Below are 25,171 nucleotides of genomic sequence, written 5' to 3' on the forward strand. Positions count from 1 at the left end.
AGATCTTCCTTTTTAAACTACTCATGCAGGATCACTGCATGAGCACTTGGTTTTTAACTATGAATTAGTTTGGGCTTATAGTAATCGAAAGATTACTCGTCGTCACCTTTTTTACCGCCAGACTGGAATTTAGAAATGATGCCTTCAGCCACGTTACGTGGAGTTTCAGCATATTTAGCAAATTCCATAGAGTATGTTGCACGGCCTTGAGACATAGAACGCATTTGAGTCGCGTAACCAAACATCTCTGCAAGTGGAACTTCAGCTTTAATTGCTTTAGTACCGCCAGGCAAGTCATCCATACCTTGAACCATACCACGACGACGGTTTAAGTCACCCATGATATCGCCCATGTAGTCTTCTGGAGTTTCTACTTCAACTTTCATGATAGGTTCAAGAAGAACAGGATCTGCTTTCATGAAACCGTCACGGAAGGCATAAGAACCAGCCATCTTGAACGATAATTCGTCCGAATCGACATCGTGGTAAGAACCGTCAAACAATGTAGCTTTGATGCCTACAACTGGGTAACCAGCAAGGACACCATTCTTCATACGCTCTTGGATACCTTTATCCACAGCACCGAAGAATTCTTTAGGAACTACACCACCAACAACTTCTTCAACGAACTCGTAGTCTTTACCAGCATCAGCATCCATTGGCTCTAAACGTACGTATACGTGACCAAATTTACCTTTACCACCAGTTTGACGAACGAATTTACCTTCTTGCTCAACTGACTTTTTGATCGTTTCACGGTAAGAAACCATTGGTTTACCAATGTTTGCTTCAACACCGAATTCACGCTTCATACGGTCAACAATAATGTCAAGGTGAAGTTCACCCATACCAGCGATGATTGTTTGACCTGACTCTTCATCAGTACGAACGCGGAATGATGGATCTTCTTTCGCCAAGCGACCTAAAGCAATTGACATTTTTTCTTGGTCAGCTTTAGTTTTTGGTTCAACAGCCAATGCAATTACTGGCTCTGGGAATTCCATACGCTCAAGTGTGATGACATTTTTCTCATCACAAAGTGTATCACCTGTAGTTACGTCTTTAAGACCTACACACGCAGCGATATCACCCGCACGAATTTCTTCAACGTCTTGACGATCGTTCGCGTGCATTTGCACGATACGGCCGATACGTTCACGTTTAGATTTAACTGGGTTATAAACAGAATCACCTTGTTTAAGAACACCAGAGTAAACACGTACGAAAGTTAAGTTACCTACGAATTTGTCATTCATGATTTTGAACGCAAGTGCAGAGAACGGAGCTTCGTCAGATGCTTCACGAATCGCTTTAGTTTCAGCCTTATCGTCAAGAACACCTTCAATCGCTTTAACTTCTGTAGGCGACGGTAAGAATTCAATTACTGCGTCCAACATACGTTGAACACCTTTGTTTTTGAATGCTGTACCACAAAGCATTGGTTGAATTTGACAAGCCAAAGTTTGGACACGTAGACCAGCAACGATTTGTTCTTTAGTCAAATCGCCATTGTTCAGGTATTCATCCATTAACTCTTCAGAAGCTTCAGCAGCAGCTTCAACCATGTTTGTACGCCATTCTTCAGCAGTTTCTTGAAGTTCAGCCGGGATTTCACCGTATTCAAACTTCATACCTTGTGAAGCTTCGTCCCAAATGATCGCTTTCATTTCGATCAAGTCGATTACGCCTTGGAAGTTTTCTTCAGCGCCAACAGGGATTACTACAGGTACTGGAGATGCACCTAAACGTGTTTTCATTTGTTCAACAACACGGAAGAAGTTGGCACCAGTACGGTCCATCTTGTTCACGAATGCTAAACGAGGCACTTGGTATTTGTTCGCTTGACGCCATACAGTTTCAGACTGAGGTTGTACACCACCTACAGCACAGTAAACCATACACGCACCATCAAGAACACGCATAGAACGTTCAACTTCGATGGTGAAGTCAACGTGTCCCGGTGTATCAATTACGTTGATACGGTGTTCAGGGAACTGTTTAGACATACCTGACCAGAATGTAGTCGTAGCAGCAGAAGTAATGGTAATACCACGTTCTTGCTCTTGCTCCATCCAGTCCATTGTTGCTGCACCATCGTGTACTTCACCAATTTTGTGAGATACACCTGTGTAGAACAAAATACGTTCTGTAGTTGTGGTTTTACCCGCATCAATGTGCGCAGAAATACCAATGTTACGATAACGAGAAATTGGGGTTTGACGTGCCATGATTTCTAGCATTCCTAAATTTTGTTGTTTAAAACAGGACGCTTTAAGCTGCATAGCAACTTAAAGCGCTTTGGTGACAAAACCATGACGGTCTTGTCACCCTCCTGAATAGGGCCTGTTTTATCTGCTTAGAAACGGTAGTGAGAGAAGGCTTTGTTGGCTTCAGCCATACGGTGCACATCTTCACGTTTCTTAACCGCAGCGCCTTTGCCTTCAGATGCATCAAGCAACTCGCCAGCAAGACGTAAAGCCATAGTTTTTTCAGAACGCTTAGCAGCAGCATCTACTAACCAACGCATCGCTAGAGCAGTACGACGGGATGGGCGTACTTCCATAGGAACTTGGTATGTAGCACCACCAACACGGCGTGCTTTTACTTCGACCATAGGACGAACTTTTTCAAGAGTAGTCTCGAAAAATTCAACTGGGTCTACTTTAGATTTTTCTTGAACGCGGTCTAAAGCACCGTAAACGATACTTTCAGCAATAGATTTTTTACCATCTTGCATTACGTGGTTCATGAATTTAGCGATTGTTTGGCTGCTGAACTTAGGATCCGGAAGGATTTCACGAGCAGCGACTACGCGACGTCTTGGCATTTTAAACTACCTATAAAGATGACACTTCAGGTTTATCCAGCATGAGTACAAAGTGTCATGTACTACTCGCTGGCCTTACTATACGTCGCTTGGAATTTTCACAAAATTAATGCAGAAATCAGACAAGCGAGACGATAAAGGATTGCGGTTCTACGTTCTTAAAATTTAATTCTTAACGAATTATTTCTTAGGACGTTTAGTACCGTATTTAGAACGAGACTGGTTACGATCTTTAACACCAGCACAGTCTAAAGAACCACGAACGGTATGGTAACGTACACCTGGTAAGTCTTTAACACGACCACCACGGATAAGAACAACACTGTGCTCTTGTAGGTTATGGCCTTCACCACCGATGTAGCTAGAAACTTCGAAACCTGAAGTTAAGCGAACACGGCAAACTTTACGCATTGCTGAGTTAGGTTTTTTAGGTGTAGTTGTGTAAACACGTGTACAAACACCACGGCGCTGTGGACAAGCCTTCAACGCAGGAACTTTAGATTTTTCAACTAAAGTCGTACGACCCTTGCGGATCAACTGATTTGTTGTTGCCATTTGGCAATTCTCCCGTTAATAAAAAGCCCCAAAAACTACTACTTTTTGAGGGCATGCAATTATAATTCAAGATGCAAAATTGGTCAACCTACTCAAGCCAAGCAAATGCCGTTTCTCACGACATTTGCTTGCTTTTATTTACCTTCAAAATTCGCTTATTTTTTTGAATTTTTACCGGCTTTTTTGGTAACGTCTTGAGCTTCAGATTCAGTTTCCGAATTTTCTTGATCCTCTACACCCTGCTGTGAAGTTTCCGTAGCAGCCTCTGCCTCGTCAGCAGCTTCTGGATGCAGTTCAGCTTCGATTTCCGGATCAAATGAAGTTTTGGTTAAAGCGGGTTGTTGCGACTGCTTATCTACCGCAGGTTCAACCAACTCATCGTTAAGCGCCTCCAGCCCTTCACTCACCTTTTCATCTTTCTTCACTTCTGCTTCTTCAGAGCTTAGATCATTCTGCTCTTTTTTGACCAGCTTGACTTGGGTAATCGTGTTATTGCCTTCAATCGCAATATCTTTATCCATGATCGGCTTATCTTTCGCAGGCTCAACGTCGTGAGAGGCACCATTTAGGAGTTTCGGAGTTGCCTGTTGTAACAAACTGACTGCTTTTTCATAGGCAGCATAAGGAGACAATTGCGAATCCTGATGCTGAATCAGGTATTGGCGTGCATGTGAGAATGCTTCTTGAGCTTTCTGATTTACATCCTCGACAAAACGGTGGCTATATACTGCACCAATACCTGCACTTGCCAGAGGCGTTAGTTTGGTTAATCGCTCCAGAATCGAAATTTTTGGCAGATGATTCATCCATTCCCATTTAGCCTCTCCCTCATGACGACTTAGCCATTGTTTGATAGCGCTGACATCATTATCAGAACCTAGCATGGCTTGTAGCTGGGAGATATCATGAGTTTTAAGGGTATTACTTAACGCTTTTAAACCCAATAACAAGGTTTGCTTTTCTGCAATCAGGCTCAGGTCGATCTGTCTAAAGATATGCTGGACGATTTCCTGATCATCTTCTTTGCTCAGGTCAAAACCATAAGAGCGACCGACTTGATAAATGGTACGCAACGCCATCAGTAAAGAAGCGGGAATATCAATCGCGGTGCCAAGCATCCCTGAAGCACCACTCACTGCACCCTGAACCGTCGCAATCCATTTGTTTTGTTCACCTAAAGCCTGTGAAATTCGCTTGGATCGGTCGACGTCCTGAGTCAATTCTTCTAAATCTTTCGCTCCAGCTTCATTCAGAATGGCATCAACCGAACTGGTTTGATTACTAAATTGATTCAGACGATCATAAAAGTAGTTAGACACTTTTTCGGTTAAATCGGGAGAAACAAAATGCGCGACATTATTCACGGTATTAAAACGGCGTCCGAGAAGTTGGCGCGATACATTTGGAAGATGCTCGCGAAGCATTTGCTGAGGATTATCATATTTTTTAGCTGAAAAAGCGCTTTTCGTCTTCGCCGAACCATCAATCACCTGATCGGAGCTGGAAGGCTTCAGCGCTTTAGTCACCGAATCCGGCGCAACATGATTCAATAAATCCAATCCAGTTGAACTGAACTTTTTCGCCACTCCAAAGGCATTCGAAATCAGACCATTAGATTGTTTATTATTAGCATTTACCATTTTTTACCTCAGCATTCATGTGCTTGTATTTGGTATAAATACTAGGTGTAGTCAGCGTTTATCTCAACTTTATTCTGTTTCATTTAGTAAAACCCCTACACGCCGACTCACAAACTCAACCGACTGTCACACGGCATAACATTTGCCATAAGATTTCAAAAGTCTTTCTGCTATCATGTTCCCCATCATGAAATAAGGCTAAGCGCTGGATTGGGCGATTTTAAAACCCAGATATCTGCCGCTGAGCATAGAGCAAACTATAAGGATCTGTAGATGAAACGTGTTGTCATCACTGGCATGGGTATTAACTCATGTATTGGTAATACATTAGAGGATGTAAACCATTCTTTACAAAACGGGATTTCAGGAACACGTTTTAATCCGACTTATGCTGAACTCAATTTCAAAAGTCATGTCAGTGCTGCAGCCGAGCAGGATTTCGACGGGATCGACCGCAAACTGAAACGCTTTATGGGCGTATGTGCAATGTATGCGTACAACTCAGCTCTTGCTGCAGTTGAACATGCAGGTTTAAAGGTTGAAGATCTAGCTGGCAACCCACGCTATGGTATCGCGGGTGGTTCAGGTGGCGGTTCAACTGCTTCTGTTATTGAAATGAACGAATTATTGCAAACCAAAGGTGCGCGTAAAGTCGGTCCTTTCTTTGTACCACGTAATATGACTAACACCATTACGGCTAACGTTGGCGTTGCATTCAAATTACAAGGCGTGGCGCATACCATTACCAGTGCATGTGCAACCTCTGCCGATGCCATCGGTTATGCCTACAACCTGATTCAACTCGGTAAACAAGATTTAATGCTGGCAGGTGGCGGTGAAGAAGATCACTGGTCACAAAGCTTGTTGTTTGATGCGATGGGCGCACTTTGCTCTAAATACAATGACAGCCCTGAAACAGCATCACGCCCTTATTCTGCAGACCGTGACGGTTTCGTGATTGCCGGTGGTGGTGGTTTTGTGATCCTTGAGTCTTTGGAACATGCGCAAGCGCGTGGCGCAAATATCTTAGCTGAAGTGGTTGGTTATGCTGCAAACAGTGATGGTGCTGATATGGTTGCACCATCTGGTGAAGGTGCAACACGTTGCGTACTGATGGCTTTAGAAGAAGCAAAACAACACGGTGTCGATAAAATTGACTATGTAAACACACATGGTACTTCTACTCCAGCGGGTGACATCACAGAACTTAAAGCAATGGAACGTGCTTTCGGTGAAGGTCAGGTTCCTCCATTAAGCTCAACCAAATCAATGACGGGTCACAGTCTGGGTGCTGCTGGTGTTCAGGAAGCGATTTATTCGGTTCTGATGATGCAAAATGACTTTATTGCGCCAAACATCAACGTGACCGAGCTGGATGAAGGCGCGAAACCGTTTGATATCGTGCTTGAAAAACGTGACGCAAAATTGAATACTGTGATGAGTAACAGTTTCGGTTTCGGCGGCGTAAATGCTTGTCTCATTTTCAAAAAGTGGGAAGGCTAAGCTGCCCAATTTAGGGTGACTTGATGGATGCTCCTTCTGATGCTTTCTTGTGGGTAAAAGCATTACATATTATTGCAGTGGTTTGCTGGTTCGCGGCTTTGTTCTACTTGCCACGGCTGTATGTTTACCATGCCATGAGCGAAGATGCCGTCAGTCATCAACGCTTTGAAGTCATGGAACGCAAGTTGTACCGTGGCATCATGTGGCCAGCCATGTTGGCCACCTTGATTACGGCACACTTTCTGGTGGATTGGGGTGATGCAACGCGTCATTACCATGAAGCCTTATGGTTTTACCTTAAAGTCGGCCTGGTCGGCTTATTGGTGATTTACCATCTGGTGTGTGGTTATTACCGCAAGAAGCTGATTGGTAATGCACACTACAAGTCACACAAGTTTTGGCGTTATTTTAATGAGATGCCAACCTTGATCTTATTTGCAGTGGTGATTTTAGTCGTGGTTAAACCTACTTTCTAATTCACCCACGCAATCAAAAAAAATCCCCGATCAGTCGGGGATTTTTTATGTCTGAATATTTAATGATTACCACGCTGACGCATACGTGGCTTATACAGCAGTCGATAGGTCACCGCCAGAATAATCAACCATAAAGGACTGATCATCAGAGCTTTTAGAGTGTCAGGTTCCAGGCTTAAAATAATCAAGGCGAATAACAGGAATGCCAATACCACATAAGACATCCATACCCCACCCGGCATTTTAAAGGTCGAGGCGGCATGCTTTTGCGGTTGCTGCTTACGGTAACGGATATAGCACACCATAATGATGCTCCAGATACTAATAAACAGGATCACACACAGCGAACTCGCCAGAGTAAAGGCTTCCATGGTGTTTGGCACAAAATACTGAAATGCTGCCCCCAACATAATAAAAGCACAGGAGAAAAATAACCCTGTGGCTGGTACAGCTCTGCTAGATAACCGCGCCAAAGCTTGAGGTGCTTGTCCGTCACGTGCCAGACCAAACAACATACGGCTGGTCGAGAATACGCCACTGTTCATAGAGGACATCACTGACGACAACACCACCAGGTTCATGATAATGGCTGAAGTTGGAATACCGGCATACAGGAACAAACTCACAAAAGGACTTTGATCCGCAGGAATCAGATGCCACGGTGTGACCGACATGATCATCAGCAATGACAATACATAGAACAGAATGATCCGCGTAGGAATAGCGTTGACCGCTTTGGGTAAGTTCTTTTCCGGATCTTTGGTTTCTGCCGCCATTGTGCCGAGCAGTTCTACCCCGACAAAGGCAAACATGGCAATCTGGAAGCCTGCTAGAAAACCGGTAAAGCCTTTGGGAAATAAGCCACCATGTGCCCAGACATTACTAAAGCTGGCGACAGCGCCACTCGGTGCCTGAAAACCGCTAAACACCATATAGCCACCGACAAAGATCAAACCGAGAATGGCTAAAATCTTGATTAGCGCAAACCAGAATTCAATCTCACCAAACAGTTTTACCGTGACTAGGTTAATCGCGAGAATAAACAGCACACAGCCAATACTAATCATCGCCTGCCCCATCGGGGTAAAGGCCATGCCTTCGGGCAGCCAGAAACTCAAATAGTTAATAATCGCCGCGAGATCGGCAATCCCTACCAGCACCCAACCCAGCCAGTACGACCAGCCAATATAATAGCCAGCACCCGGCCCGATCAGGTCATGGGCCATATCAATAAAAGATTTGTAATGCAGATTGGACAACAGCATTTCACCCAACGCACGCATCAGGAAGAAGAACATGCCACCAATGATCATATAAATGATCAAAATTGAAGGGCCTGCCAGGGAGATGGTTTTTCCCGATCCCATAAACAGGCCAGTACCGATACAGCCACCAATGGCGATTAACTGCAAATGTCGGTTAGAGAGTTTTCGTTGCAACTCATGCGGCGACGATTTTACGTCTTCTGTGCCCGGGGTGGTTTTCATTTTTACATCCTTTTTAATCTTTACAACAGCATCAAGCTGAATTTACAACGTTCAGTCCTCGAACGCTTATTATGACATTTTCATACTTTTTACTGCGCTGTTCAGTGAGATTTACTGCACTAAAACGACTTAAATCATGGCATGGGAGATTTCAATATCAAAAATTCAATTAAGCTTGAGCTGCAATAACTGCAATTTCAATCAGCCAGTCCGGATTGACCAAATCTGCCTGAATCGTAGCACGTGCCGGCGTACCATGACCTCGTAACCATTCCACCCAAAGCTGGTTTACGGTAGCAAAATCATCTAGATGCTTGACAAATAATTGTGCAGAAAGCAGCTGGCTTTTATCGGTATTTGCCAATGCGAGCAATTCCTCAATTTTTGCAAAGACTTCCAGTGTTTGTCCGCGTACATCCAGATCCGTGCTATTCGGCACCTGACCCGATAGATACACGGTTTGCTGATGAATCGTCACCGCACTCATGATTTGATTGCTGTTGAGTCGCTGAATGGCTGTATTTGCCTGTGTCATGCTGATATTCCTTGTTTGGGATATTTAAATAAAATTTAAAGTAAAAATTTAAGCGTCAATCTGAAAATGAACCCGAGCGGTCACCGCGCACATCAGCTCGTAGCCGATCGTGCCAGAACTGGCCGCCACTTCATCAATCGGCAGAATTACACCTTGGGAAGATTGCCCCCAAAGTACCACTTCACTCCCCACATTCGCCTGCGGCAGTGCAGTCAGATCTACGGCCAGCATATCCATACTGATTCGACCCAATGTGTGCGTTTTCATTGAATCGACCAGCACAGGCGTACCGGTTGTCGATAGTCGTTGATAACCATCCGCATAACCACAGGCCACAATCCCGATCCGCATTTCCTGCGTGGCAATAAATTTGGAACCATAGCCAATGCTCTGACCTGACTGGATCATTTGAATGGCAATAATTTCACTGCGCAAGCTCATGCTCGGTTGCAGATTCCAGTCTTGAATCGTGTGTGTTGGATAATCTGGTGAACTGCCATACAGCATGATGCCGCTACGTACAATGTCTGAATGAAGGGTTTGATGATGCCGCAGAATGGCTGCGCTATTACTGAGCGAGATTTTACCTTCAAGCCCCTGAATGGACTGGCTAAAAATCAGGTTTTGATACTGAATCCCGTCCACGCCAAAACGCTGGCCATCCGCATCGGAGAAATGGGTCATATGGGTAATGGAACGGACAGTGTTCAGCTGTTGCAGCTCCTGCCAGATCTCTGCATATTGCTGCGGCTCGAAACCCAGACGGTTCATGCCGCTGTTCATTTTCAAATACACATCAAACTGTGCATCCGGCGCTATTTCGGCAAACTGTTTCAGCCATTGCACTTGATGTCGGGAATGAATGGCAAAGCTCATTTCATGCTTCACACATGCAAATAAATCCTCAAAAGCGAAAATACCTTCGAGCAACATTAGCGGCTTCTTGCATCCCAGCGCACGTAGCCGCGCGCCCTCTTCAATATCCAGAAAGGCAAAACCGTCTGCACCTTCAAGTCCAGCATAGACACGTTCAATCCCGTGCCCATAGGCATTGGCCTTGACCACGGCAAATACCTGACTATTGGGCATACATTGGCGCGCCACACTTAAATTATGCGCAAGCGCCTGTTGATGGATAATTGCAGTAATGGGACGTGGCATACATTCCTCCTTGAATATTCCGCCTCAGATAGTCTTAAGCCGCCTGGTGATAGCGCGCCAATGACAATCCTTCGGTACTAATTTCAGGATCACGTGCCAAAACTAGATCGCTGATTAATTTTCCTGAACCGCAGGCCATGGTCCAACCCAGCGTGCCATGTCCAGTATTCAGGAACAGGTTTTTAAAACGGGTTTTCCCAATAATTGGCGTACTGTCCGGGGTCATTGGACGCAGTCCTGTCCAGAAACTGGCCTGATTCATGTCTCCTCCAGGGAATAAATCACGGGTCACCATTTCCAGCGTGCCGCGACGATCTTCATTCAGACCCAAATTAAAACCGCTCAGTTCAGCCATTCCCCCTACGCGGATGCGCTGGTCGAAACGGGTAATCGCAATTTTATAGGTTTCATCCAGTACTGTAGATTGTGGTGCATAGGCCGGATCTAAAATCGGAATGGTCAGTGAATAACCTTTCACCGGATAGACCGGTAAATTCAGTTCAAGCGGTTTGAGGAAATCACGTGAATAACTACCAAAGGCCAGCACATATTTATCTGCCGTGAGTACCTGACCATTCACCAGAACACCTTTGATCTGGTCACCTTCTACAATCAGCTTTTCAACGTTCTGATTAAACTTGAACTCTACACCCATCCCTTTGGCATGTTCTGCCAGGGCATTGGTAAACAGATAGCAGTCACCCGTTTCGTCATTGGGTAAATGCAAACCACCCACCAGTTTATCTTTAGCCTGTGCCAATGCCGGCTCTACACGCGCCAGTCCATCACGGTCAAGCAGCTCAAACTCCACACCGGTTTCTTTCAGAACTTCAATATCGCGCTGCACCGCATCCAGCTGTGCATCTTTACGGAAAATCTGCAAAGTGCCTTTCGAGCGGTTCTCATAAGAAATGCCAATGTCACGGCGCAAATTACGTAAACAGTCACGGCTGTATTCAGCCACACGCACCATACGTTCTTTATTGACTGCATAATGCTGGGCATTACAGTTTTTCAGCATTTGTGCCATCCACTGCAATTGCCACAAGCTGCCATCGACATTAATCGCCAACGGTGCATGATGCTGAAACATCCATTTGACTGCCTTAAACGGAATACCTGGTGCAGCCCAAGGGGTCGAATATCCTGGAGAAATCTGCCCGGCATTACCGAAGCTGGTTTCTTGCGCCGGACCTGCCTGACGATCTAACACAGTCACGGTTGCTCCCTGCTGCGCCAGATAGTAAGCGCTTGCCACACCAATCACACCACTACCCAAAACTAATACGCGCATTACCTTAACCCTCAAACATCTTTTCAGTTTATTTCACTAGTATATTTTTGCTTTAATAGTTAAATTCACTATATTCAGACTGTATATTCAGTGAAATAAATATTTTTTCGGGCAGAATTAAAAAAAAGAGGGAAATATTAATGCGCAAATTAGACCGCATTGATCGCATGATTCTAGACATCCTGCAACGCGATGGCCGGATTGCCATTAGCGAACTTGCAGCACGCGTCAATCTATCAACCACACCCTGTTCAGAACGGGTAAAACGGCTGGAACGCGAAGGCATCATCATGGGTTATTACGCCCGTCTAAATCCGGAAATGCTAGAACGTAGTTTGCTGGTATTTCTGGAAATCAAACTCTCAGCCAAATCAGGTGATGTCTTTGATCAGGTGGCACGCAATTTGACTGAGATTCCGGAAGTCCTGGAATGCCATTTAATTTCCGGTGATTTTGATTATCTGGTCAAAGCGCGTTTAAAGGAAATGAGTGCCTATCGCCGCCTGTTGGGAGATTTACTAAAAAAACTGCCCGCTTCTGCTTCATCCCACAGTTATGTAGTGATGGAAGAAGTCAAAGAAAGTTTATATCTGGACCTAGGTATTTAGTAATGATGGCTTTTTAAAGCTACGGACAAAAACAACAAAGCCCCAAACGGGGCTTTGAGATCGAATATTGATTGGACTTATTAAACCTTAAGCAGGAATGCGTAGCACCTGTCCCGGGAAAATATCATCTGCATCTTTGAGCAACGGACGGTTGGCTTCAAAAATTTTATTATACTGATTGGCATCACCATAAAATTCTTTTGAAATTTTTGACAAGCTGTCACCTGATTTCACTGTGTAGAACTTACTTTCCGGCTCAGGACTGCTTACTGTAAGCTGATCATCCACTTTGGCGACATGATCAATATTACCCACGGCCAGAACAATCTTTTCACGATCGGCCTGACTTTGTACCTGACCTCTGACCGTCGCCAGATCGGAGGCTGAGTTATAACTGATGGATAAGCCAGTGATCGGAAGGCCCAGACTTTTCACATGGCCGAGTAGTTTATTTGCCACTTCCTGAGCAGAAGGCTCTGCAGGTTGTGCTGCAGTCGGCGTTGTCGTTGTAGGTGCAGCCTGTGGTTCTGCAGCAGCTGTATTCTTCTTACCGATACCTTTTACAAAATCAAAAAGACCCATAGCGGACTCCATTCTTGTTGTTAATGTCACATCACTCTTATTTTTATAATGAAAACTCTAGAGAGATAGTTAGTCATTGGTGACAGAAAGGTAATGGATTGTAAAACCTCCATTCATATAAAAAGCAGATACAAAAAAACCACCTCAAGGGTGGTCTTTATGTTCAGCAAAGCTGAAATCGGCGATTAACCCAGTTTCTTAGAAACGTAGTCAATTGCAGATTGAACAGTTGTGATTTCGTTAGAATCTTCATCAGGAATCGTGATGTCAAAATCATTTTCGAAAGACATAACAAGTTCAACTAGATCTAGAGAATCTGCACCTAAGTCATCCATGAAAGACGCTTCGTTTTTAATCTCTTCGATTTTGATACCAAGTTGTTCTGCAACTGCTTGCTTAACACGTTGTTCGATATCGCTCACAGGAATTCTCCTCATTGCTTGTGGCGTTTTTAATGCCGTTAGTTTAATTGAATCTAAAAAATTTGGAAAGTTTATACTTGAGCTTAACTCATGTATAAGCCCCCATTTACATGCATAACTGTACCAGTAATGTAACTGGCTTTATCTGAAGCCAAGAAACTTACGGCATTTGCGATATCCTGTGGATCACCTAAACGGTTTAATGCCACTTGCTCAGTCATTTTTTTACGAATTTCTTCGCTTAACTGTTCAGTCATCTCAGTCGCAATAAAACCTGGTGCGACCGAGTTTACCGTAATCTGACGACTGCCCATTTCTTTGGCAAGGCTGCGGCTAAATGCTTCAATACCTGCTTTGGCAGCAGAATAGTTGGCCTGACCTGGGTTGGCAAAGTGTGCCACCACAGAACTGATATTGATGATGCGGCCGAAACGCGCCTTGGTCATGCCTTTGAGTACACGCTTAGACAGACGGTAAACTGCTTTCAGGTGAATATTTAAAATATCATCCCAGTCATCTTCAGACATACGCAGCAGCAAATTGTCTTTGGTAATACCTGCATTATTGACCAACGCAAGGACTGGACCATAGTTCTGTTCGATGTCCGTTACCAGCGCATCAATCGCAGCACCATCACGTACATCCAGTACTTTTCCAGCGCCATTTTCAGCAAATTCTGCCGATAATTTTTCCGCACCTGCTTCAGACGTTGCAGTACCTACGACAAAATAACCGTCTTGAATCAATTGCTGTGCGATCGCAGCACCAATACCACGACTTGCACCTGTTACCAGAGCAACTTTACGTTCCTGTGTCATGCACTTTTCCCTTCTGCCGCCAATACGGTGTTTAATGCATCTTCCAGACGAGATTGACTGTCCAGTGGAAGTGCTTTTTGAATATTCGGCAAGCGTTTCGCCAAGTTGGTCAATACATTACCCGGACCACATTCTACGATGTACTCAACACCTTCATCTTGAAGGAATTGTAAGGTTTTAGTCCATTGTACCGACTCATAAAGTTGCGCGGTCAACGCCTGACGCAATTCATCTACACTGGTTGCCGCTTGCGCGCCTACATTTTGTAATACAGGAATGCGTGGTAGCTCAATGGCGGTTTGTTCCAATGCCGGAGCAAACTGTTCAGCAGCAGGTTTCATCAATGAACAATGCGATGGAACCGATACTGGCAATGCAATGGCTTTTCCGCCGTTTTCTTTGGCCAATGCCATCACTGCTTCAACGCGATCTTTATTGCCTGCAACGACAACCTGCCCTTGCGCATTGTAGTTCGCCGCTTCGACAGAACCTTCGCCTGCTGCAGTTGCTTGTGCACACAGCTCAATCACTTTGGCATCGTCCAGACCCAAAATGGCAGCCATCGCACCCACACCCTGAGGTACAGCAGTCTGCATGAGTTTGCCACGCAAGTTCACTAGCTTCGCAGCATCACCCAGGCTTAAAGCACCTGATGCAACCAGTGCGCTGTATTCACCCAGTGAATGGCCTGCAAGATATTTCGGTGCTACACCGCCAGATTCTAACCACACGCGCCATAAGGCAATACTTGCAGTCAGCAATACCGGCTGGGTAAATTCGGTTTGATCCAGACCTTCGCCAGTTTGCGCAATCTGCCACAGATCAAAACCGACGGCTTCAGATGCTTCTGCAAATGTCTCGTGAATACTCGCAAACTGTTCTGCAAGTTCAGCCAGCATACCGGCTTTCTGTGAGCCCTGACCCGGAAACACAAATGCAGTTTTCGTTGCGGGTGCTGCTTGTTCGAGTGGTGTAGCAGACATAATAAAATCCTTTCATTCAAGAGGTGTGCTTCTTCAATCCTAACCAGAAGACTGACCAATAAGACCACCTAAATCATTGTGGAGCGCAATTTAGCATGTAATTTTGCTGGCGGTAATTGCCAAATACAACAAAAAACCGATACACCTAAAAATCAAAGACAAAAAAAAGGGAGCTAAATGCTCCCATTTTTTCTACTAAGCTTGACGCTTAATACATCACCAATTATTCAGCAGATGCTTTAGCGAATAATTGACGACCACGGTAGATACCATCTTTAGATACGTGGTGACGACGGTGAGTCTCGCCAGTAGCTTGGTCTACAGTTAATGCATTCTCGGTTAAAGCGTCATGTGAACGGCGCATGTCACGGCGAGAGCGACTTTTACGGTTTTGCTGAACGGCCATGATGGCTCCTTACAAAGATCGAAAAAATGGATCAGAACAAATTCGATTGTCTTATACACAAGAGTATAACACAAAAATTAGTTAAGTTTACCCTTCAAAGCAGCCAAAACTTCAAACGGGTTGTCCCGTTTTTCTTCAGCCACTTCTTCTACGGCAGGTTGATGCTTATGTTCACAAAACTCATGTTTAGGCGACAACGGCATCAACAATAACAGTTCATCTTCTATCAGCGCGAGCAAATCAGCGGTCGCCGGTGCATCATAATCACCTTTGGTCGTTGCTTCACTTTCACCTAGGACGATGAAATCAGCATCCTCATCCAAGCGCTCTATCAGTGACTCATCATCCACAAGTGCTAAATGGAACGATGAAACCAGTTCAATTTCTACAGTTTCCAGACAACGCTGGCATTCCATAGGAACTTTTGTTTCAACGTGACCATCTAGCCATGCAATACGATGATAGGCATCCATTGATAGCTTACAGTCTATGTTAATCAATTGATCATCAATTGATCCAACAGCTTCACGAGCGATACGAACAAAGCGGGATAAAGGCAGTTGACCTGACCATTTAAAGCCCTGTTCAGCCCATTTAAACGGCTCAATCTGTGCCGGAAAGGTATTTGCTGACATAATTAAGGCGGCAATTCTACAAATTCATCAGTACTCTGTCAAAGATTAAGATACAATTTTGTACTTATTTCGACAGACCATTTGGGTAACTCAAGTCATGCATCTGTTGCAGCCGCAAACAGAAGTGAATGTTTCATCACTCGTTAGCACAATTCCAAGCCTTGATTCTGACAGTTCAACACAACAAGTGCAACTCTCGCCATGGGCGAATTTATCGTCAGAAGCGCAGCAGGTGGACTGGCTCATCTTACACTTTAATCACTGGTTTTCCCATTTAAATGTCACTTTAGTGCGCGGCGAATTTGAACCAGAATATTTCCCTGCAAGTACAAACAGTCCTGCCCGGATCCAGTTTGCCCATGGTTTCTTTAATAGCGCTTTGCATGAAATCAGCCACTGGACCATTGCCGGAGACAAACGCCGCCTGCTGCCTGATCTGGGTTACTGGTATGCCCCGGATGGGCGGACCCGTGAACAGCAGGTTTTATTTGAACAAGTGGAAATCAAGCCACAGGCAATTGAATGGATGTTTGCCCAGGCTTTTGGCCGTAAATTCCGGGTTTCTTTGGATAACCTGACTGGCGACGGCGGTGATGGCGCCAGCTTTAAAGATAATGTCTACGCTCAAGTACAGGCTTATTTTAATGGTACAGCCAAACTTCCACGTGATGCAGCTCGCTTTATCCAATGTATCTGTATCTGCATCAGAGGTGGCAAAAGTTTACAATCTGATGAATTTATACGTGAAATACTTGATTAAATTACACAAATCTACCTTTTTTATGATTGCCAGATCTTGTCTGAGCGCCACATAATAAGCCATTAGCCCAAGCTTGGAGTAGTCTCTATGCTGCATTTACGCGTACACCCCGACAATCCGCAACCCCGCTTAATCAGTCAGGCAGTGGAACGTATCCGTGCGGGTGATGTGGTGGTCTATCCCACTGATGCGGCCTATGCGATCGGTTGCCAGATTGGGAACAAGAGTGCCATGGAGCGGATTGCGCAAATTCGTGGTCTGGGCCCAAAGCATCAATATGCGATTCTGTGCTGTGATTTGTCCGATATTGCCACTTATGCCAAGGTGGACAATGCCATGTACCGTTTGCTGAAAAATAATACACCGGCTATCACGACCTTTATTTTACCTGCGACCAGCGAAGTGCCACGTCGGTTGATGCATCCTAAAAAGAAAACTATTGGTCTACGCATTCCGAATAATCCGGTGTGTCAGATGTTGCTCAAAGAACTCGGTGTGCCCTTATTGACTTCTACCCTGATTTTACCGGGTCAGACTGACCCACTTGACGATCCTTATGATATTGAAATGCAACTGGGCAAACGCATTGATGTTTTTGTAGATAGCGGTTTAGGCACCTTGAGCACGACCTCTATTGTAGATTTATCCGGTGATCATCCAGAAGTGATTCGTCGTGGTATGGGAGATGTCAGCGCCTTTGAATAAATGAGGTCTGAGAATTTCCCCATAAACATTGAGGGAGTCAGAATAAATGGATTTATTTTACTTGCTCCTAAATCAGCATGAATTTTCTGTACAGGATTTGATCTATGCAGAACTGCCTTGGACACTGCAATCCAAGGCAGTCATGGTCGAAGCACATCCTTCTCCCCATCTCACTATAAATATTGATCATACTGAATACCAATTTTTCCTGACGTTGGCTCTAGTGAGACAGTTGTTGCAGATCTATTCAAACCAAAATGTATGCCTGGCAGAAACTTGCCAACGTATCATTGAATTTGCGATCAAGGAATACAGTCATTCCTCACCATGAAAATCTAAAACAGCATATGGTGAGAGGTTGCAATTCTATTCTTTTCAATTCGGCATAAATGCAGTGGCTGGCAAAAACAGTTTAGGAATCTGAACTACGCTCATAATGACGAACCGCAATGAAATTTGGACATTGCGATAGCTTCTGTTCATGATGCATGAGCTCTTGACCCAGTTTATTTTTCAGATACACATGAAAAATAATCTGATCTTCTTCCAGTACATTCAACATCGCTGTGCGTGCCTTGGGTTCCATGACTTTAAAGGAATTGATTGACTCACAAGACATAGCTTGCATATCCAGTTTAATCCGCTCATCCAGCTGGTCGCCCTCATAGGCCATATGCCGCATGTAAAAACGGATATTGGGATATTGATCCAGCACACTAAAATCCATTTTCATGGCCTGCATGACAGGTCGGGCCTGTTCGGCAAAAGCTGAAAATCCGCCTGATTTCAGCCCTGTGCGTGCTTCATCTTCAAGCTGCATAATCTGATATTTGGGATAAGCCCAAAATCCCCCGAATGCGATCATCCCAATAACAACCAGAATAAGTGGCATGCTTTCTTCACCTTTTTATTGATTTTTGTGATTCTTGACTATTTTTCGAGAGTATAGCGGGATTTTTGACCAAAAATTACGGGGAAATATTTTATTAATACTTATTAATTTTATGTTTTTTAATGGGAAATCCGTTTAAAAATCATTCAATACCTGCCAGCTAGCTTATTTTCTCTTTTAATGAGAGTCATTGTATTGATCGAGTTTTTTTGAAGTGAATCAACTGGCATCATCTACCAGATACGCTTAATTATGAGAGCCAATTTAACGTAAAAATCACCGTGGCATTTGCTGCCCAATTCTGCCATTTTTCTCGGTGCTATTTTGAAAGAGCTGATAAATTCCATTATTTTTTTAAGTTTTTATGGCTTTGACAGCTTATTTAATTTATTTAAAGTTACTTTTCCAGTACAATGACAACGCTTAATCCTGTGCTTTTCTTTCGATCAGATACCGAAAATCAAGCCTTTGCATGCCTTTGAAAATTCGCGTGGCCTATAATTGTAATGACTCAAATTATCCATAACACTATGGAATCTGCTCCGCACATTCGGGTTCTGGATGAATGGCAGGATACAATTCCAGAGGATCTGTATATTCCTCCAGCGGCATTTGAAATCTTATTAGAACATTTTGAAGGCCCACTCGACTTTTTAATTTACCTGATTCAAAAAAACGGTTTTGATCTGTTACAGGTCGATATCGCGCCGATTGCAGCACAGTATTTGTCTTATATGGACGCGATGAAATCCCTGAATATCGAGCTGACGGCCGATTATATGGTGATGGCAGCCTTACTGGCAGATCTGAAATCGCGTTTGCTGTTACCTAAACCAAAAAGCCTGACTGCGATTGAGCAGGATCCAAAACAAGAACTGATTGACCGTTTAGAAAATTATTTAAGAATTAAACAGGCAGCAGAACGTCTGGGTCAGATGCCAATTCTGGAACGAGACACTTTCAGCACCAACGTCAGTCTGGGAGACATCCAGCAGCCGAATGAAGGCTATTCAAGCGATTTATTGCGTGATGCCTTGCTCTGTATATTTAACCGTCCTGAACCCGTGATTCATCAGGTACAACAGGAACCGGTACTGCTGGAAGAACGGATTGCCTATATTGAAAGTTGTATTGAAACTGGCGCAGTACTCAGCTTTAAGGACTTGTTAAAACCGAGCCAAGGCCGTATGGGTATGGTAGTGACCTTTATGGCGGTACTGGAACTGACCCGACAACAAAAAATTCAGATTATTGCTACAGGTATTGAAGCCCCGCTCGCGATTCAAGGAGCCAGTCAATGACATTCGATCAAAATACGCTGTTATCTGCAGAAGATAATCTGCATGAAGTATTGATGCAGCTTGAAGCGATTATTTTCGCCAGCGACTCCGCGGTTTCACTGGCGCGTCTGAAAGAAGCTTTTCAAGATCGCTATAGCAAACCGGAATTACGTCAGTATTTACAACAACTTTCCATGCTCATGCATGGCCGTTCGATCGAACTGATTGAAACAGCACAAGGTTATCGTTTTCAAGTACGTGCAAAATATCGTAATATTATTGCACAGACCTGGCCTGAGCGACCGGCTCGCTTGTCGCCTTCATTACTGGAGACGCTTGCAGTGATTGCTTATCACCAGCCAGTGACTCGAGCGGATATTGAACAGATTCGTGGTGTTACGAATAACAGTCAAAACCTGCGTACGCTGTTTGACTGGAACTGGATTAAAGAGTCCGGATTTCGTGAACTCCCTGGAAGACCTGCGTTGTTAATGACAACGCCACAATTTTTAAATGCGTTTGGCCTGAATAGTTTGGGCCAATTGCCTCCCCTGCAGGATGCCAAGGAAGCTTTTATGGCCCTCGATGCGAATGCACCGAAGTCATAAATAGGTGAACTGTTGATAATTATTTCTAAGGTTATGCTGTCATGAGTGAAAAGTTGCAAAAGGTGCTTGCACGCGTTGGTTTGGGTTCTCGCCGTTATATGGAAGAAGTCATTGCCGCGGGTCGTGTAAGTGTCAACGGGCAAATTGCCCAAGTGGGTGAACGAATCGAACCAGGTGATGAGCTTCGCATCGATGGTCGTAAAGTTGCCTTCCAGATTGAAGACGAAATCCGTCGTCGTGTCATTATCTATTACAAGCCTGAAGGCGAGATCTGCTCACGTAGCGATCCTGAAAACCGTCCGACCGTGTTTGAACAGCTGCCTGCTATTCCGGGCGATCGCTGGGTGATGGTCGGTCGTCTGGATATTAATTCCACCGGTCTACTCTTGTTCACAAATGATGGTGAACTTGCGAATCGCTTGATGCACCCATCGAATGAAATCGAACGTGAATATGCAGTTCGTGTCATGGGTGAAGTAACGCCACAAATTCGTAACAACATGCTTAAAGGCGTGGTGCTAGACGATGGTCCGGCAAAATTCGAATCTTTCTCTGAACTGGGCGGTGACGGGATCAATCGTTGGTTCCAGGTCGTGGTGAAAGAAGGTCGTAACCGTGAAGTACGTCGTATCTTTGAATCACAAGGCCTGAAAGTCAGCCGTCTACTGCGTACCCGTTATGGTACTGTGATTTTGCCACGCGAACTGCGTACCGGTCGCTGGATTGAACTGGATAAAAACGATATCGACAACCTGACCAAAGCTGTGGAATTGAAGCCACGTCAAGGTACAGGCTTGTTTGGTATGGCGAAACGCCGTAACGAGCGTATGCAAGACAAACCGATGGCTGCGCGCCGTGGCGGTTTCTTGCGTCAGCAACGTCGTGACAGTGATGAGCAACCACAAAATAATACTGGCCGTGAGCGTCGTGATGACAATGCTTATGGTCGTCGTGACAGAGCTGAAAACCAGAATGGCACTCAGTTTGTACGTCGTGAAAACCGTCCTGATCAAGGTTTCGGCCGCCGTGAAGAGCGTGATGAAAATGCGCCGCGCCGTCCATATGGCGTCAACAAAGGCTTTAAAAAGTTTTAATTAAGATAAATAAAAAAGTCAGGCACATTGCCTGACTTTTTTATGCCTTATGCATCAGGCACTTTGTGGAATCCCTTGCGGAATGGCACCGAGTAAACGCTTGGTATATTCATGCTGTGGAGATTGATACAATTCATCTGAATTGGCGATTTCCACCAATTCACCATGATTCAGCACCATGATCTGATCTGAAATATATTTCACTACCGACAAATCATGTGAAATAAAGATATAGCTGAGTCCGAATTCATCCTGCAAATCTTGCAGTAAATTCAGCACCTGCGCCTGTACTGAGACATCCAGTGCCGAGACCGATTCATCGCAGATCAAAATCTCAGGCTTTAAGGTCAGGCAACGTGCGATTGCAATCCGCTGACGCTGACCACCGGAAAACTCATGCGGGTAGCGATAAAAAGCCTGAGCAGGCAAGCTGACCCGTTCCAGCAAATCCAGAGCCATTTGTTTGCGTTCGGCATCATCCTGACCAATCTTGTGAATCTGCATCGGTTCCATCAGGATTTGCCCTACGGTAAAGCGCGGATTCAGAGAAGCATAGGGATTCTGGAAAATGATCTGGATTTTACGTTGATACTGGGTAAATTCCTGTTCCGACATGTCCAGAATGTCCCGACCCTGAAACAGTGCCTTACCGCCCGTAGCCTTTTGCAGACGCATCAGCAACAAGCCAATGGTGGTTTTACCCGAACCGGACTCCCCGACCAACCCCAAGGTCTTGCCTTTGGCCAGCTGAAAAGAAACTCCTTTTACTGCTTGAAACTCATCTTTGCCAAACAGTCCTTTACGACTATAAAAAGATTTTTGCAGATCCCGTACATCCAAAATAATTTCCTCTCCGCCCTTTAGTCCACGTGAACGTTGCGGAAGCTGAGTATTCAGACGAATATCTTCCAGCCAGGTTGAACCATCCTGTTTCATAAAATCGCTGATCATCGGCAAACGTAACGGACGTTGCGAGAGTTGCGGGCGGCAGTGCAACAAGGCTTTGGTATACATGTCCTGAGGCCGGTCCAGCACCTCCCGAACCGGACCCTGTTCACGGATTTCCCCATGGCGCATCACAATCACCTGATCGGCAATTTCACCAACCAATGCCAGATCATGGGTAATAAACAGCATCGACATCTGGCGACGCTGACGCAGCGATTCCAGCAAGTCCAGAATCTGCTTTTGAATAGTCACATCCAGGGCTGTGGTCGGTTCATCTGCAATCAACAGTTTAGGTTCACAAGCAATGGCCATGGCAATCATGACGCGTTGCTGCTGTCCACCGGAAAGCTGCCCCGGATAGGCATCAATTTTAGTTTCTGGCGCAGGGATCCCCACTTCTTTGAGGAGCTCCAGGGTACGTTGCCGCGCCTGTTTTTTATTCATGCCTAAATGTAGTTGCAAGATTTCTGCAATCTGCATGCCTACCGTAAATACCGGATTTAGCGAAGACATTGGCTCCTGAAAAATCATGGCAATGTCTTTGCCGCACATCTTGCGCATTTCACGGGTTTTAAGCTTGAGCAGGTTTTTCCCTTCAAAGATGATCTGGCTATCTTCTGAAATACGTGCGCTTTCTGCCGGAAGCAGGCCCATAGTGGCGAGGGAAGTGACCGACTTGCCACTTCCCGATTCGCCTACCAGTGCAACTGTGGTATTGGCCGGAATCTCGAAAGAAACCCCTTTTACAGTCTCAATATATTCTTTATTTTCACCTTTAAAACTGACTCGCAGATTTTCTACGCGAAGTAGCGCAGGTGCTGTGCTTGGATTGATTTCAGACATCGTTGCGCTCCTATTTCAGTTTTGGATCTAATGCATCACGGAGTGCATCGGTAAACATCGAGAATGCAGTCACCAATACCGCCATGGCGATTGAGGCTGCCGCCAGTTGCCACCATTTACCCAAAATCAACTCGCTTTGCGCTTCATTTAGCATACTGCCCCATGACACTACCCCGATAGGCACACCGAAACCAAGGAAGCTCAAAATGACTTCAGACTTGATAAATGCCACCACCAGAATAGACATCTGCACCAGGGCAATATGGCTGACATTGGGAAAAATATGGACAAACATACGACGCAGATTACTCACGCCAATCGCCTTGGCAGCCAGCACATATTCACGTGCCGTATGTTTCATGTATTCGGCACGAACCAAACGGAAAACTCCGGTCCAGCCAGTCAGACCTAAAATCAGGATAATTGATAAAATACCTTTCTGCTGTAACACTGCGGCAATCGCCAAAACCAGCAACAAATAGGGAATCGAGGTAAAGATATTATAAAACCAGTTTAGGACATCATCGACCCAGCCACCAAAGTAACCTGCTATTGCACCCAGTGCAGTCCCAATCAGTACAGCGACAAAAGCTGCAATCAGTCCAACCAGAATCGAGGTTTCAGCCCCCTTAATGGTTTTCTGTAAAACATCCTGACCCCATTTATCGGCGCCAAAGACCAGACTTTGCTTGAGTTCCCCACTTTCATCCATCAGCTGGCCGCCGAGCTCCTGATTAATGGCCTTCATGTCTTCTGCCAGCGGATCGACCACGCCATAATAATCGATGCCCGCACCAGCACCCTGCTCAGCAGCAATTTCAGCATTCAATTCAGCAATGACATCTTTTAAGGGATCAACTGGATTGACCGGTACAGCAACAGATTCTGTACCCTGTTCTGCATCAGATCCAGCCGGAACTGGCGCTGCACTGATAAAACTCGGCGGTGCATAGCTGACCGCCACTTCTTTATTCCAGTCTTTGGCAATCAGGCCGCTCATTGAAAGTACCAGCAGCAGCAGATAAAACAGCACCACATACAGGGAAAACATGGCAATCCGGTCACGTTTCAAACGGCGCATGGCCAGTTGCCATAATCCTGTTGAAGCCGATTCAGGTGCTGCTTCAGCCGCTTGTTCTTTTTTAAATATCGCACTCAGCATAATTCACCTACTTCAACTGTACACGCGGATCGACCCATTTATAGATCAGATCGGCAATCAGGTTGAATATCATGGTCGCAGCAGCAACATAGACCGTAATGGCTTTAATCACAGGAAAATCGGAACGTTCTACCGCAATAATGACTTCACGGCCAATTCCAGGAATACCAAAAAAACGTTCAATCAGGAAAGCACCGATCAGCAGTGCCGGAAGTCCTGCCATGACATCGGTAATAATCGGAATCGAAGCATTGCGCAAGACATGCACGCCCATGATACGGTTTTCACCCAGGCCTTTGGCACGCGCAGTACGTACATAGTCCTGATTAACTTCATCCAGTACGAAACTACGATACAGGCGTAGTGTTGGTGCGATACTGACCACCAACATAATCAGCACAGGTAACAAGGCGTATTTGAAAAGGTTGTCGGCGAAATTATCACTCCAGCCCTGTACCGGGAACCAGCTCAGTTCATAAGCCAGGAAATACTGGAACACGATGATATATACCAGAATACTGATCGACATACCGATCGTACACAGCATCATGATCATGCGATCTGTCAAAGAACCACGAACCGAAGCCACACCCAAAGCCAGAATGATAGAAATAATGGTTTGCAGAATGGTCAGGGGAATCAGAATGGTCAGTGAGGGTCCCAAACGGGTGGTGATAATCTGTGCCACTGACTCCCCGGTACTCCAGCTCACCCCATAATCAAAGGTTAAAATCTGCTTGATAAAGATCCAGAGTTGTACGTAATACGGTTGATCCACACCCAGTTGCTGACGGATGTTCTCAATCTGTTCCGCATTGGCCATTTTACCGGCCAGAATATAGGCAGGGTCTCCACCTACCCAGTTAAACAGCAGAAATATCAGCAAAATCACCCCGAGCATGGTCGGGATCATTTGCCAAAGCCGTCGAATAATATATGCCAGCATC

General features: G+C 45.0%; 27 protein-coding genes. 9 read left to right on the forward strand and 18 right to left on the reverse strand.

The window, feature by feature from the left end; translation table 11 throughout:
- Positions 1-92 precede the first annotated feature (92 nt).
- The 4 genes from fusA to Q9R21_RS09105 form a co-directional block, all read right to left on the reverse strand.
- Positions 93-2,228 (reverse strand): elongation factor G, encoded by a 2,136-nt coding sequence (fusA, locus tag Q9R21_RS09090; protein WP_004646111.1) that lies wholly within the window; start codon positions 2,226-2,228, stop codon positions 93-95.
- A gap of 128 nt (positions 2,229-2,356) precedes the next feature.
- Complete coding sequence (rpsG, locus tag Q9R21_RS09095) at positions 2,357-2,827, reverse strand: 30S ribosomal protein S7 (protein ID WP_004279240.1); 471 nt, start codon at positions 2,825-2,827, stop codon at positions 2,357-2,359.
- Between the two features lie 180 nt (positions 2,828-3,007).
- On the reverse strand, positions 3,008-3,382 hold the full coding sequence (gene rpsL, locus Q9R21_RS09100; protein WP_002050319.1) for a 30S ribosomal protein S12: 375 nt from the start codon (positions 3,380-3,382) through the stop codon (positions 3,008-3,010).
- A gap of 155 nt (positions 3,383-3,537) precedes the next feature.
- Positions 3,538-5,022 (reverse strand): EcsC family protein, encoded by a 1,485-nt coding sequence (locus Q9R21_RS09105; RefSeq protein ID WP_311204296.1) that lies wholly within the window; start codon positions 5,020-5,022, stop codon positions 3,538-3,540.
- Positions 5,023-5,295: 273 nt separating this feature from the next.
- Between Q9R21_RS09105 and Q9R21_RS09110 the strand changes: the two genes are divergently transcribed.
- Complete coding sequence (locus tag Q9R21_RS09110; protein WP_004730606.1) at positions 5,296-6,525, forward strand: beta-ketoacyl synthase N-terminal-like domain-containing protein; 1,230 nt, start codon at positions 5,296-5,298, stop codon at positions 6,523-6,525.
- A gap of 23 nt (positions 6,526-6,548) precedes the next feature.
- Entirely contained in the window at positions 6,549-7,001 is a 453-nt protein-coding gene (locus Q9R21_RS09115) for a CopD family protein (protein WP_004646107.1), read from the forward strand.
- A 59-nt stretch (positions 7,002-7,060) separates the two neighbouring features.
- Here Q9R21_RS09115 and Q9R21_RS09120 read toward each other — a convergent pair whose 3' ends face one another.
- From Q9R21_RS09120 to Q9R21_RS09135, 4 genes are all read right to left on the reverse strand, one after another.
- A complete protein-coding gene (locus Q9R21_RS09120; protein WP_184413228.1) occupies positions 7,061-8,488 on the reverse strand; it encodes an amino acid permease in 1,428 nt (475 codons plus the stop codon).
- Between the two features lie 169 nt (positions 8,489-8,657).
- The gene (locus Q9R21_RS09125; RefSeq protein WP_114541406.1) at positions 8,658-9,023 is read right to left on the reverse strand and encodes a RidA family protein; all 366 of its coding nucleotides are present in this window, start codon (positions 9,021-9,023) and stop codon (positions 8,658-8,660) included.
- Between the two features lie 48 nt (positions 9,024-9,071).
- Positions 9,072-10,184, reverse strand: a complete 1,113-nt coding sequence (gene alr / locus Q9R21_RS09130; protein ID WP_311204297.1) for an alanine racemase — start codon at positions 10,182-10,184, stop codon at positions 9,072-9,074.
- 34 nt (positions 10,185-10,218) lie between these two features.
- Positions 10,219-11,478, reverse strand: a complete 1,260-nt coding sequence (locus Q9R21_RS09135) for a D-amino acid dehydrogenase (RefSeq protein ID WP_004646103.1) — start codon at positions 11,476-11,478, stop codon at positions 10,219-10,221.
- Positions 11,479-11,618: 140 nt separating this feature from the next.
- Between Q9R21_RS09135 and Q9R21_RS09140 the strand changes: the two genes are divergently transcribed.
- Complete coding sequence (locus Q9R21_RS09140) at positions 11,619-12,086, forward strand: Lrp/AsnC ligand binding domain-containing protein (protein WP_004279232.1); 468 nt, start codon at positions 11,619-11,621, stop codon at positions 12,084-12,086.
- 87 nt (positions 12,087-12,173) lie between these two features.
- Here Q9R21_RS09140 and lysM read toward each other — a convergent pair whose 3' ends face one another.
- The 6 genes from lysM to Q9R21_RS09170 all read right to left on the reverse strand — a co-directional run bounded on the left by lysM (position 12,174) and on the right by Q9R21_RS09170 (position 15,932).
- Positions 12,174-12,668, reverse strand: a complete 495-nt coding sequence (lysM, locus tag Q9R21_RS09145; RefSeq protein ID WP_311204298.1) for a peptidoglycan-binding protein LysM — start codon at positions 12,666-12,668, stop codon at positions 12,174-12,176.
- Positions 12,669-12,853: 185 nt separating this feature from the next.
- Entirely contained in the window at positions 12,854-13,090 is a 237-nt protein-coding gene (acpP, locus tag Q9R21_RS09150) for an acyl carrier protein (protein ID WP_004646101.1), read from the reverse strand.
- A gap of 83 nt (positions 13,091-13,173) precedes the next feature.
- Positions 13,174-13,908, reverse strand: coding sequence for a 3-oxoacyl-ACP reductase FabG (fabG, locus tag Q9R21_RS09155; RefSeq protein ID WP_004646100.1), 735 nt, complete (start codon positions 13,906-13,908; stop codon positions 13,174-13,176).
- Positions 13,905-14,891, reverse strand: a complete 987-nt coding sequence (gene fabD / locus Q9R21_RS09160) for an ACP S-malonyltransferase (RefSeq protein ID WP_247143894.1) — start codon at positions 14,889-14,891, stop codon at positions 13,905-13,907. The genes fabG and fabD overlap by 4 nt, the downstream gene beginning before the upstream one ends.
- A 223-nt stretch (positions 14,892-15,114) precedes the next feature.
- Positions 15,115-15,297: a 50S ribosomal protein L32 gene (gene rpmF / locus Q9R21_RS09165; protein ID WP_004279227.1), complete on the reverse strand. Its 183-nt coding sequence runs from the start codon at positions 15,295-15,297 to the stop codon at positions 15,115-15,117.
- A gap of 77 nt (positions 15,298-15,374) precedes the next feature.
- Positions 15,375-15,932, reverse strand: a complete 558-nt coding sequence (locus Q9R21_RS09170; protein ID WP_004279226.1) for a DUF177 domain-containing protein — start codon at positions 15,930-15,932, stop codon at positions 15,375-15,377.
- Positions 15,933-16,029: 97 nt separating this feature from the next.
- Between Q9R21_RS09170 and Q9R21_RS09175 the strand changes: the two genes are divergently transcribed.
- From Q9R21_RS09175 to Q9R21_RS09185, 3 genes are all read left to right on the forward strand, one after another.
- Positions 16,030-16,692 (forward strand): elongation factor P hydroxylase, encoded by a 663-nt coding sequence (locus Q9R21_RS09175; protein WP_311204326.1) that lies wholly within the window; start codon positions 16,030-16,032, stop codon positions 16,690-16,692.
- Positions 16,693-16,779: 87 nt separating this feature from the next.
- Entirely contained in the window at positions 16,780-17,397 is a 618-nt protein-coding gene (locus Q9R21_RS09180; protein WP_224216808.1) for an L-threonylcarbamoyladenylate synthase, read from the forward strand.
- A 46-nt stretch (positions 17,398-17,443) separates the two neighbouring features.
- The gene (locus tag Q9R21_RS09185; protein WP_311204299.1) at positions 17,444-17,728 is read left to right on the forward strand and encodes a hypothetical protein; all 285 of its coding nucleotides are present in this window, start codon (positions 17,444-17,446) and stop codon (positions 17,726-17,728) included.
- 81 nt (positions 17,729-17,809) lie between these two features.
- Here Q9R21_RS09185 and Q9R21_RS09190 read toward each other — a convergent pair whose 3' ends face one another.
- The gene (locus tag Q9R21_RS09190) at positions 17,810-18,289 is read right to left on the reverse strand and encodes a hypothetical protein (RefSeq protein WP_129717089.1); all 480 of its coding nucleotides are present in this window, start codon (positions 18,287-18,289) and stop codon (positions 17,810-17,812) included.
- A 506-nt stretch (positions 18,290-18,795) separates the two neighbouring features.
- Here Q9R21_RS09190 and Q9R21_RS09195 point away from each other — a divergent pair.
- Genes Q9R21_RS09195 through rluB form a run of 3 tightly spaced genes read left to right on the forward strand, consistent with a single transcriptional unit; the run spans position 18,796 to position 21,271 of the window.
- Positions 18,796-19,590: a segregation/condensation protein A gene (locus tag Q9R21_RS09195; protein WP_311204300.1), complete on the forward strand. Its 795-nt coding sequence runs from the start codon at positions 18,796-18,798 to the stop codon at positions 19,588-19,590.
- Entirely contained in the window at positions 19,587-20,177 is a 591-nt protein-coding gene (gene scpB / locus Q9R21_RS09200) for an SMC-Scp complex subunit ScpB (protein ID WP_213686928.1), read from the forward strand. Before Q9R21_RS09195 ends, scpB begins: the two co-directional genes overlap by 4 nt.
- Before the next feature lie 41 nt (positions 20,178-20,218).
- Positions 20,219-21,271 (forward strand): 23S rRNA pseudouridine(2605) synthase RluB, encoded by a 1,053-nt coding sequence (rluB, locus tag Q9R21_RS09205; protein ID WP_005107723.1) that lies wholly within the window; start codon positions 20,219-20,221, stop codon positions 21,269-21,271.
- A gap of 54 nt (positions 21,272-21,325) precedes the next feature.
- Here the strand turns inward: rluB and Q9R21_RS09210 are convergent, their stop codons facing one another.
- The 3 genes from Q9R21_RS09210 to Q9R21_RS09220 are packed head-to-tail and all read right to left on the reverse strand — an operon-like array spanning position 21,326 to position 25,170.
- Entirely contained in the window at positions 21,326-23,062 is a 1,737-nt protein-coding gene (locus tag Q9R21_RS09210) for an ABC transporter ATP-binding protein (protein ID WP_005262511.1), read from the reverse strand.
- A 10-nt stretch (positions 23,063-23,072) separates the two neighbouring features.
- A complete protein-coding gene (locus tag Q9R21_RS09215) occupies positions 23,073-24,224 on the reverse strand; it encodes an ABC transporter permease (RefSeq protein WP_222110521.1) in 1,152 nt (383 codons plus the stop codon).
- Positions 24,225-24,231: 7 nt separating this feature from the next.
- A complete protein-coding gene (locus tag Q9R21_RS09220) occupies positions 24,232-25,170 on the reverse strand; it encodes an ABC transporter permease (protein WP_004279216.1) in 939 nt (312 codons plus the stop codon).
- Position 25,171 lies beyond the last annotated feature (1 nt).

This window comes from Acinetobacter sp. RG5 (assembly GCF_031844265.1).
Lineage (GTDB): Bacteria > Pseudomonadota > Gammaproteobacteria > Pseudomonadales > Moraxellaceae > Acinetobacter.

What these genes read in the sequence shown, in the direction of transcription:
- fusA (WP_004646111.1), bottom strand. Translation starts at nt 2,228, where the DNA reads ATGGCACGTCAAACCCCAATTTCTCGTTATCGTAACATTGGTATTTCT.
- rpsG (WP_004279240.1), bottom strand. Translation starts at nt 2,827, where the DNA reads ATGCCAAGACGTCGCGTAGTCGCTGCTCGTGAAATCCTTCCGGATCCT.
- rpsL (WP_002050319.1), bottom strand. Translation starts at nt 3,382, where the DNA reads ATGGCAACAACAAATCAGTTGATCCGCAAGGGTCGTACGACTTTAGTT.
- Q9R21_RS09105 (WP_311204296.1), bottom strand. Translation starts at nt 5,022, where the DNA reads ATGGTAAATGCTAATAATAAACAATCTAATGGTCTGATTTCGAATGCC.
- Q9R21_RS09110 (WP_004730606.1), top strand. Translation starts at nt 5,296, where the DNA reads ATGAAACGTGTTGTCATCACTGGCATGGGTATTAACTCATGTATTGGT.
- Q9R21_RS09115 (WP_004646107.1), top strand. Translation starts at nt 6,549, where the DNA reads ATGGATGCTCCTTCTGATGCTTTCTTGTGGGTAAAAGCATTACATATT.
- Q9R21_RS09120 (WP_184413228.1), bottom strand. Translation starts at nt 8,488, where the DNA reads ATGAAAACCACCCCGGGCACAGAAGACGTAAAATCGTCGCCGCATGAG.
- Q9R21_RS09125 (WP_114541406.1), bottom strand. Translation starts at nt 9,023, where the DNA reads ATGACACAGGCAAATACAGCCATTCAGCGACTCAACAGCAATCAAATC.
- alr (WP_311204297.1), bottom strand. Translation starts at nt 10,184, where the DNA reads ATGCCACGTCCCATTACTGCAATTATCCATCAACAGGCGCTTGCGCAT.
- Q9R21_RS09135 (WP_004646103.1), bottom strand. Translation starts at nt 11,478, where the DNA reads ATGCGCGTATTAGTTTTGGGTAGTGGTGTGATTGGTGTGGCAAGCGCT.
- Q9R21_RS09140 (WP_004279232.1), top strand. Translation starts at nt 11,619, where the DNA reads ATGCGCAAATTAGACCGCATTGATCGCATGATTCTAGACATCCTGCAA.
- lysM (WP_311204298.1), bottom strand. Translation starts at nt 12,668, where the DNA reads ATGGGTCTTTTTGATTTTGTAAAAGGTATCGGTAAGAAGAATACAGCT.
- fabG (WP_004646100.1), bottom strand. Translation starts at nt 13,908, where the DNA reads ATGACACAGGAACGTAAAGTTGCTCTGGTAACAGGTGCAAGTCGTGGT.
- fabD (WP_247143894.1), bottom strand. Translation starts at nt 14,891, where the DNA reads ATGTCTGCTACACCACTCGAACAAGCAGCACCCGCAACGAAAACTGCA.
- rpmF (WP_004279227.1), bottom strand. Translation starts at nt 15,297, where the DNA reads ATGGCCGTTCAGCAAAACCGTAAAAGTCGCTCTCGCCGTGACATGCGC.
- Q9R21_RS09170 (WP_004279226.1), bottom strand. Translation starts at nt 15,932, where the DNA reads ATGTCAGCAAATACCTTTCCGGCACAGATTGAGCCGTTTAAATGGGCT.
- Q9R21_RS09175 (WP_311204326.1), top strand. Translation starts at nt 16,030, where the DNA reads ATGCATCTGTTGCAGCCGCAAACAGAAGTGAATGTTTCATCACTCGTT.
- Q9R21_RS09180 (WP_224216808.1), top strand. Translation starts at nt 16,780, where the DNA reads ATGCTGCATTTACGCGTACACCCCGACAATCCGCAACCCCGCTTAATC.
- Q9R21_RS09185 (WP_311204299.1), top strand. Translation starts at nt 17,444, where the DNA reads ATGGATTTATTTTACTTGCTCCTAAATCAGCATGAATTTTCTGTACAG.
- Q9R21_RS09190 (WP_129717089.1), bottom strand. Translation starts at nt 18,289, where the DNA reads ATGCCACTTATTCTGGTTGTTATTGGGATGATCGCATTCGGGGGATTT.
- Q9R21_RS09195 (WP_311204300.1), top strand. Translation starts at nt 18,796, where the DNA reads ATGACTCAAATTATCCATAACACTATGGAATCTGCTCCGCACATTCGG.
- scpB (WP_213686928.1), top strand. Translation starts at nt 19,587, where the DNA reads ATGACATTCGATCAAAATACGCTGTTATCTGCAGAAGATAATCTGCAT.
- rluB (WP_005107723.1), top strand. Translation starts at nt 20,219, where the DNA reads ATGAGTGAAAAGTTGCAAAAGGTGCTTGCACGCGTTGGTTTGGGTTCT.
- Q9R21_RS09210 (WP_005262511.1), bottom strand. Translation starts at nt 23,062, where the DNA reads ATGTCTGAAATCAATCCAAGCACAGCACCTGCGCTACTTCGCGTAGAA.
- Q9R21_RS09215 (WP_222110521.1), bottom strand. Translation starts at nt 24,224, where the DNA reads ATGCTGAGTGCGATATTTAAAAAAGAACAAGCGGCTGAAGCAGCACCT.
- Q9R21_RS09220 (WP_004279216.1), bottom strand. Translation starts at nt 25,170, where the DNA reads ATGCTGGCATATATTATTCGACGGCTTTGGCAAATGATCCCGACCATG.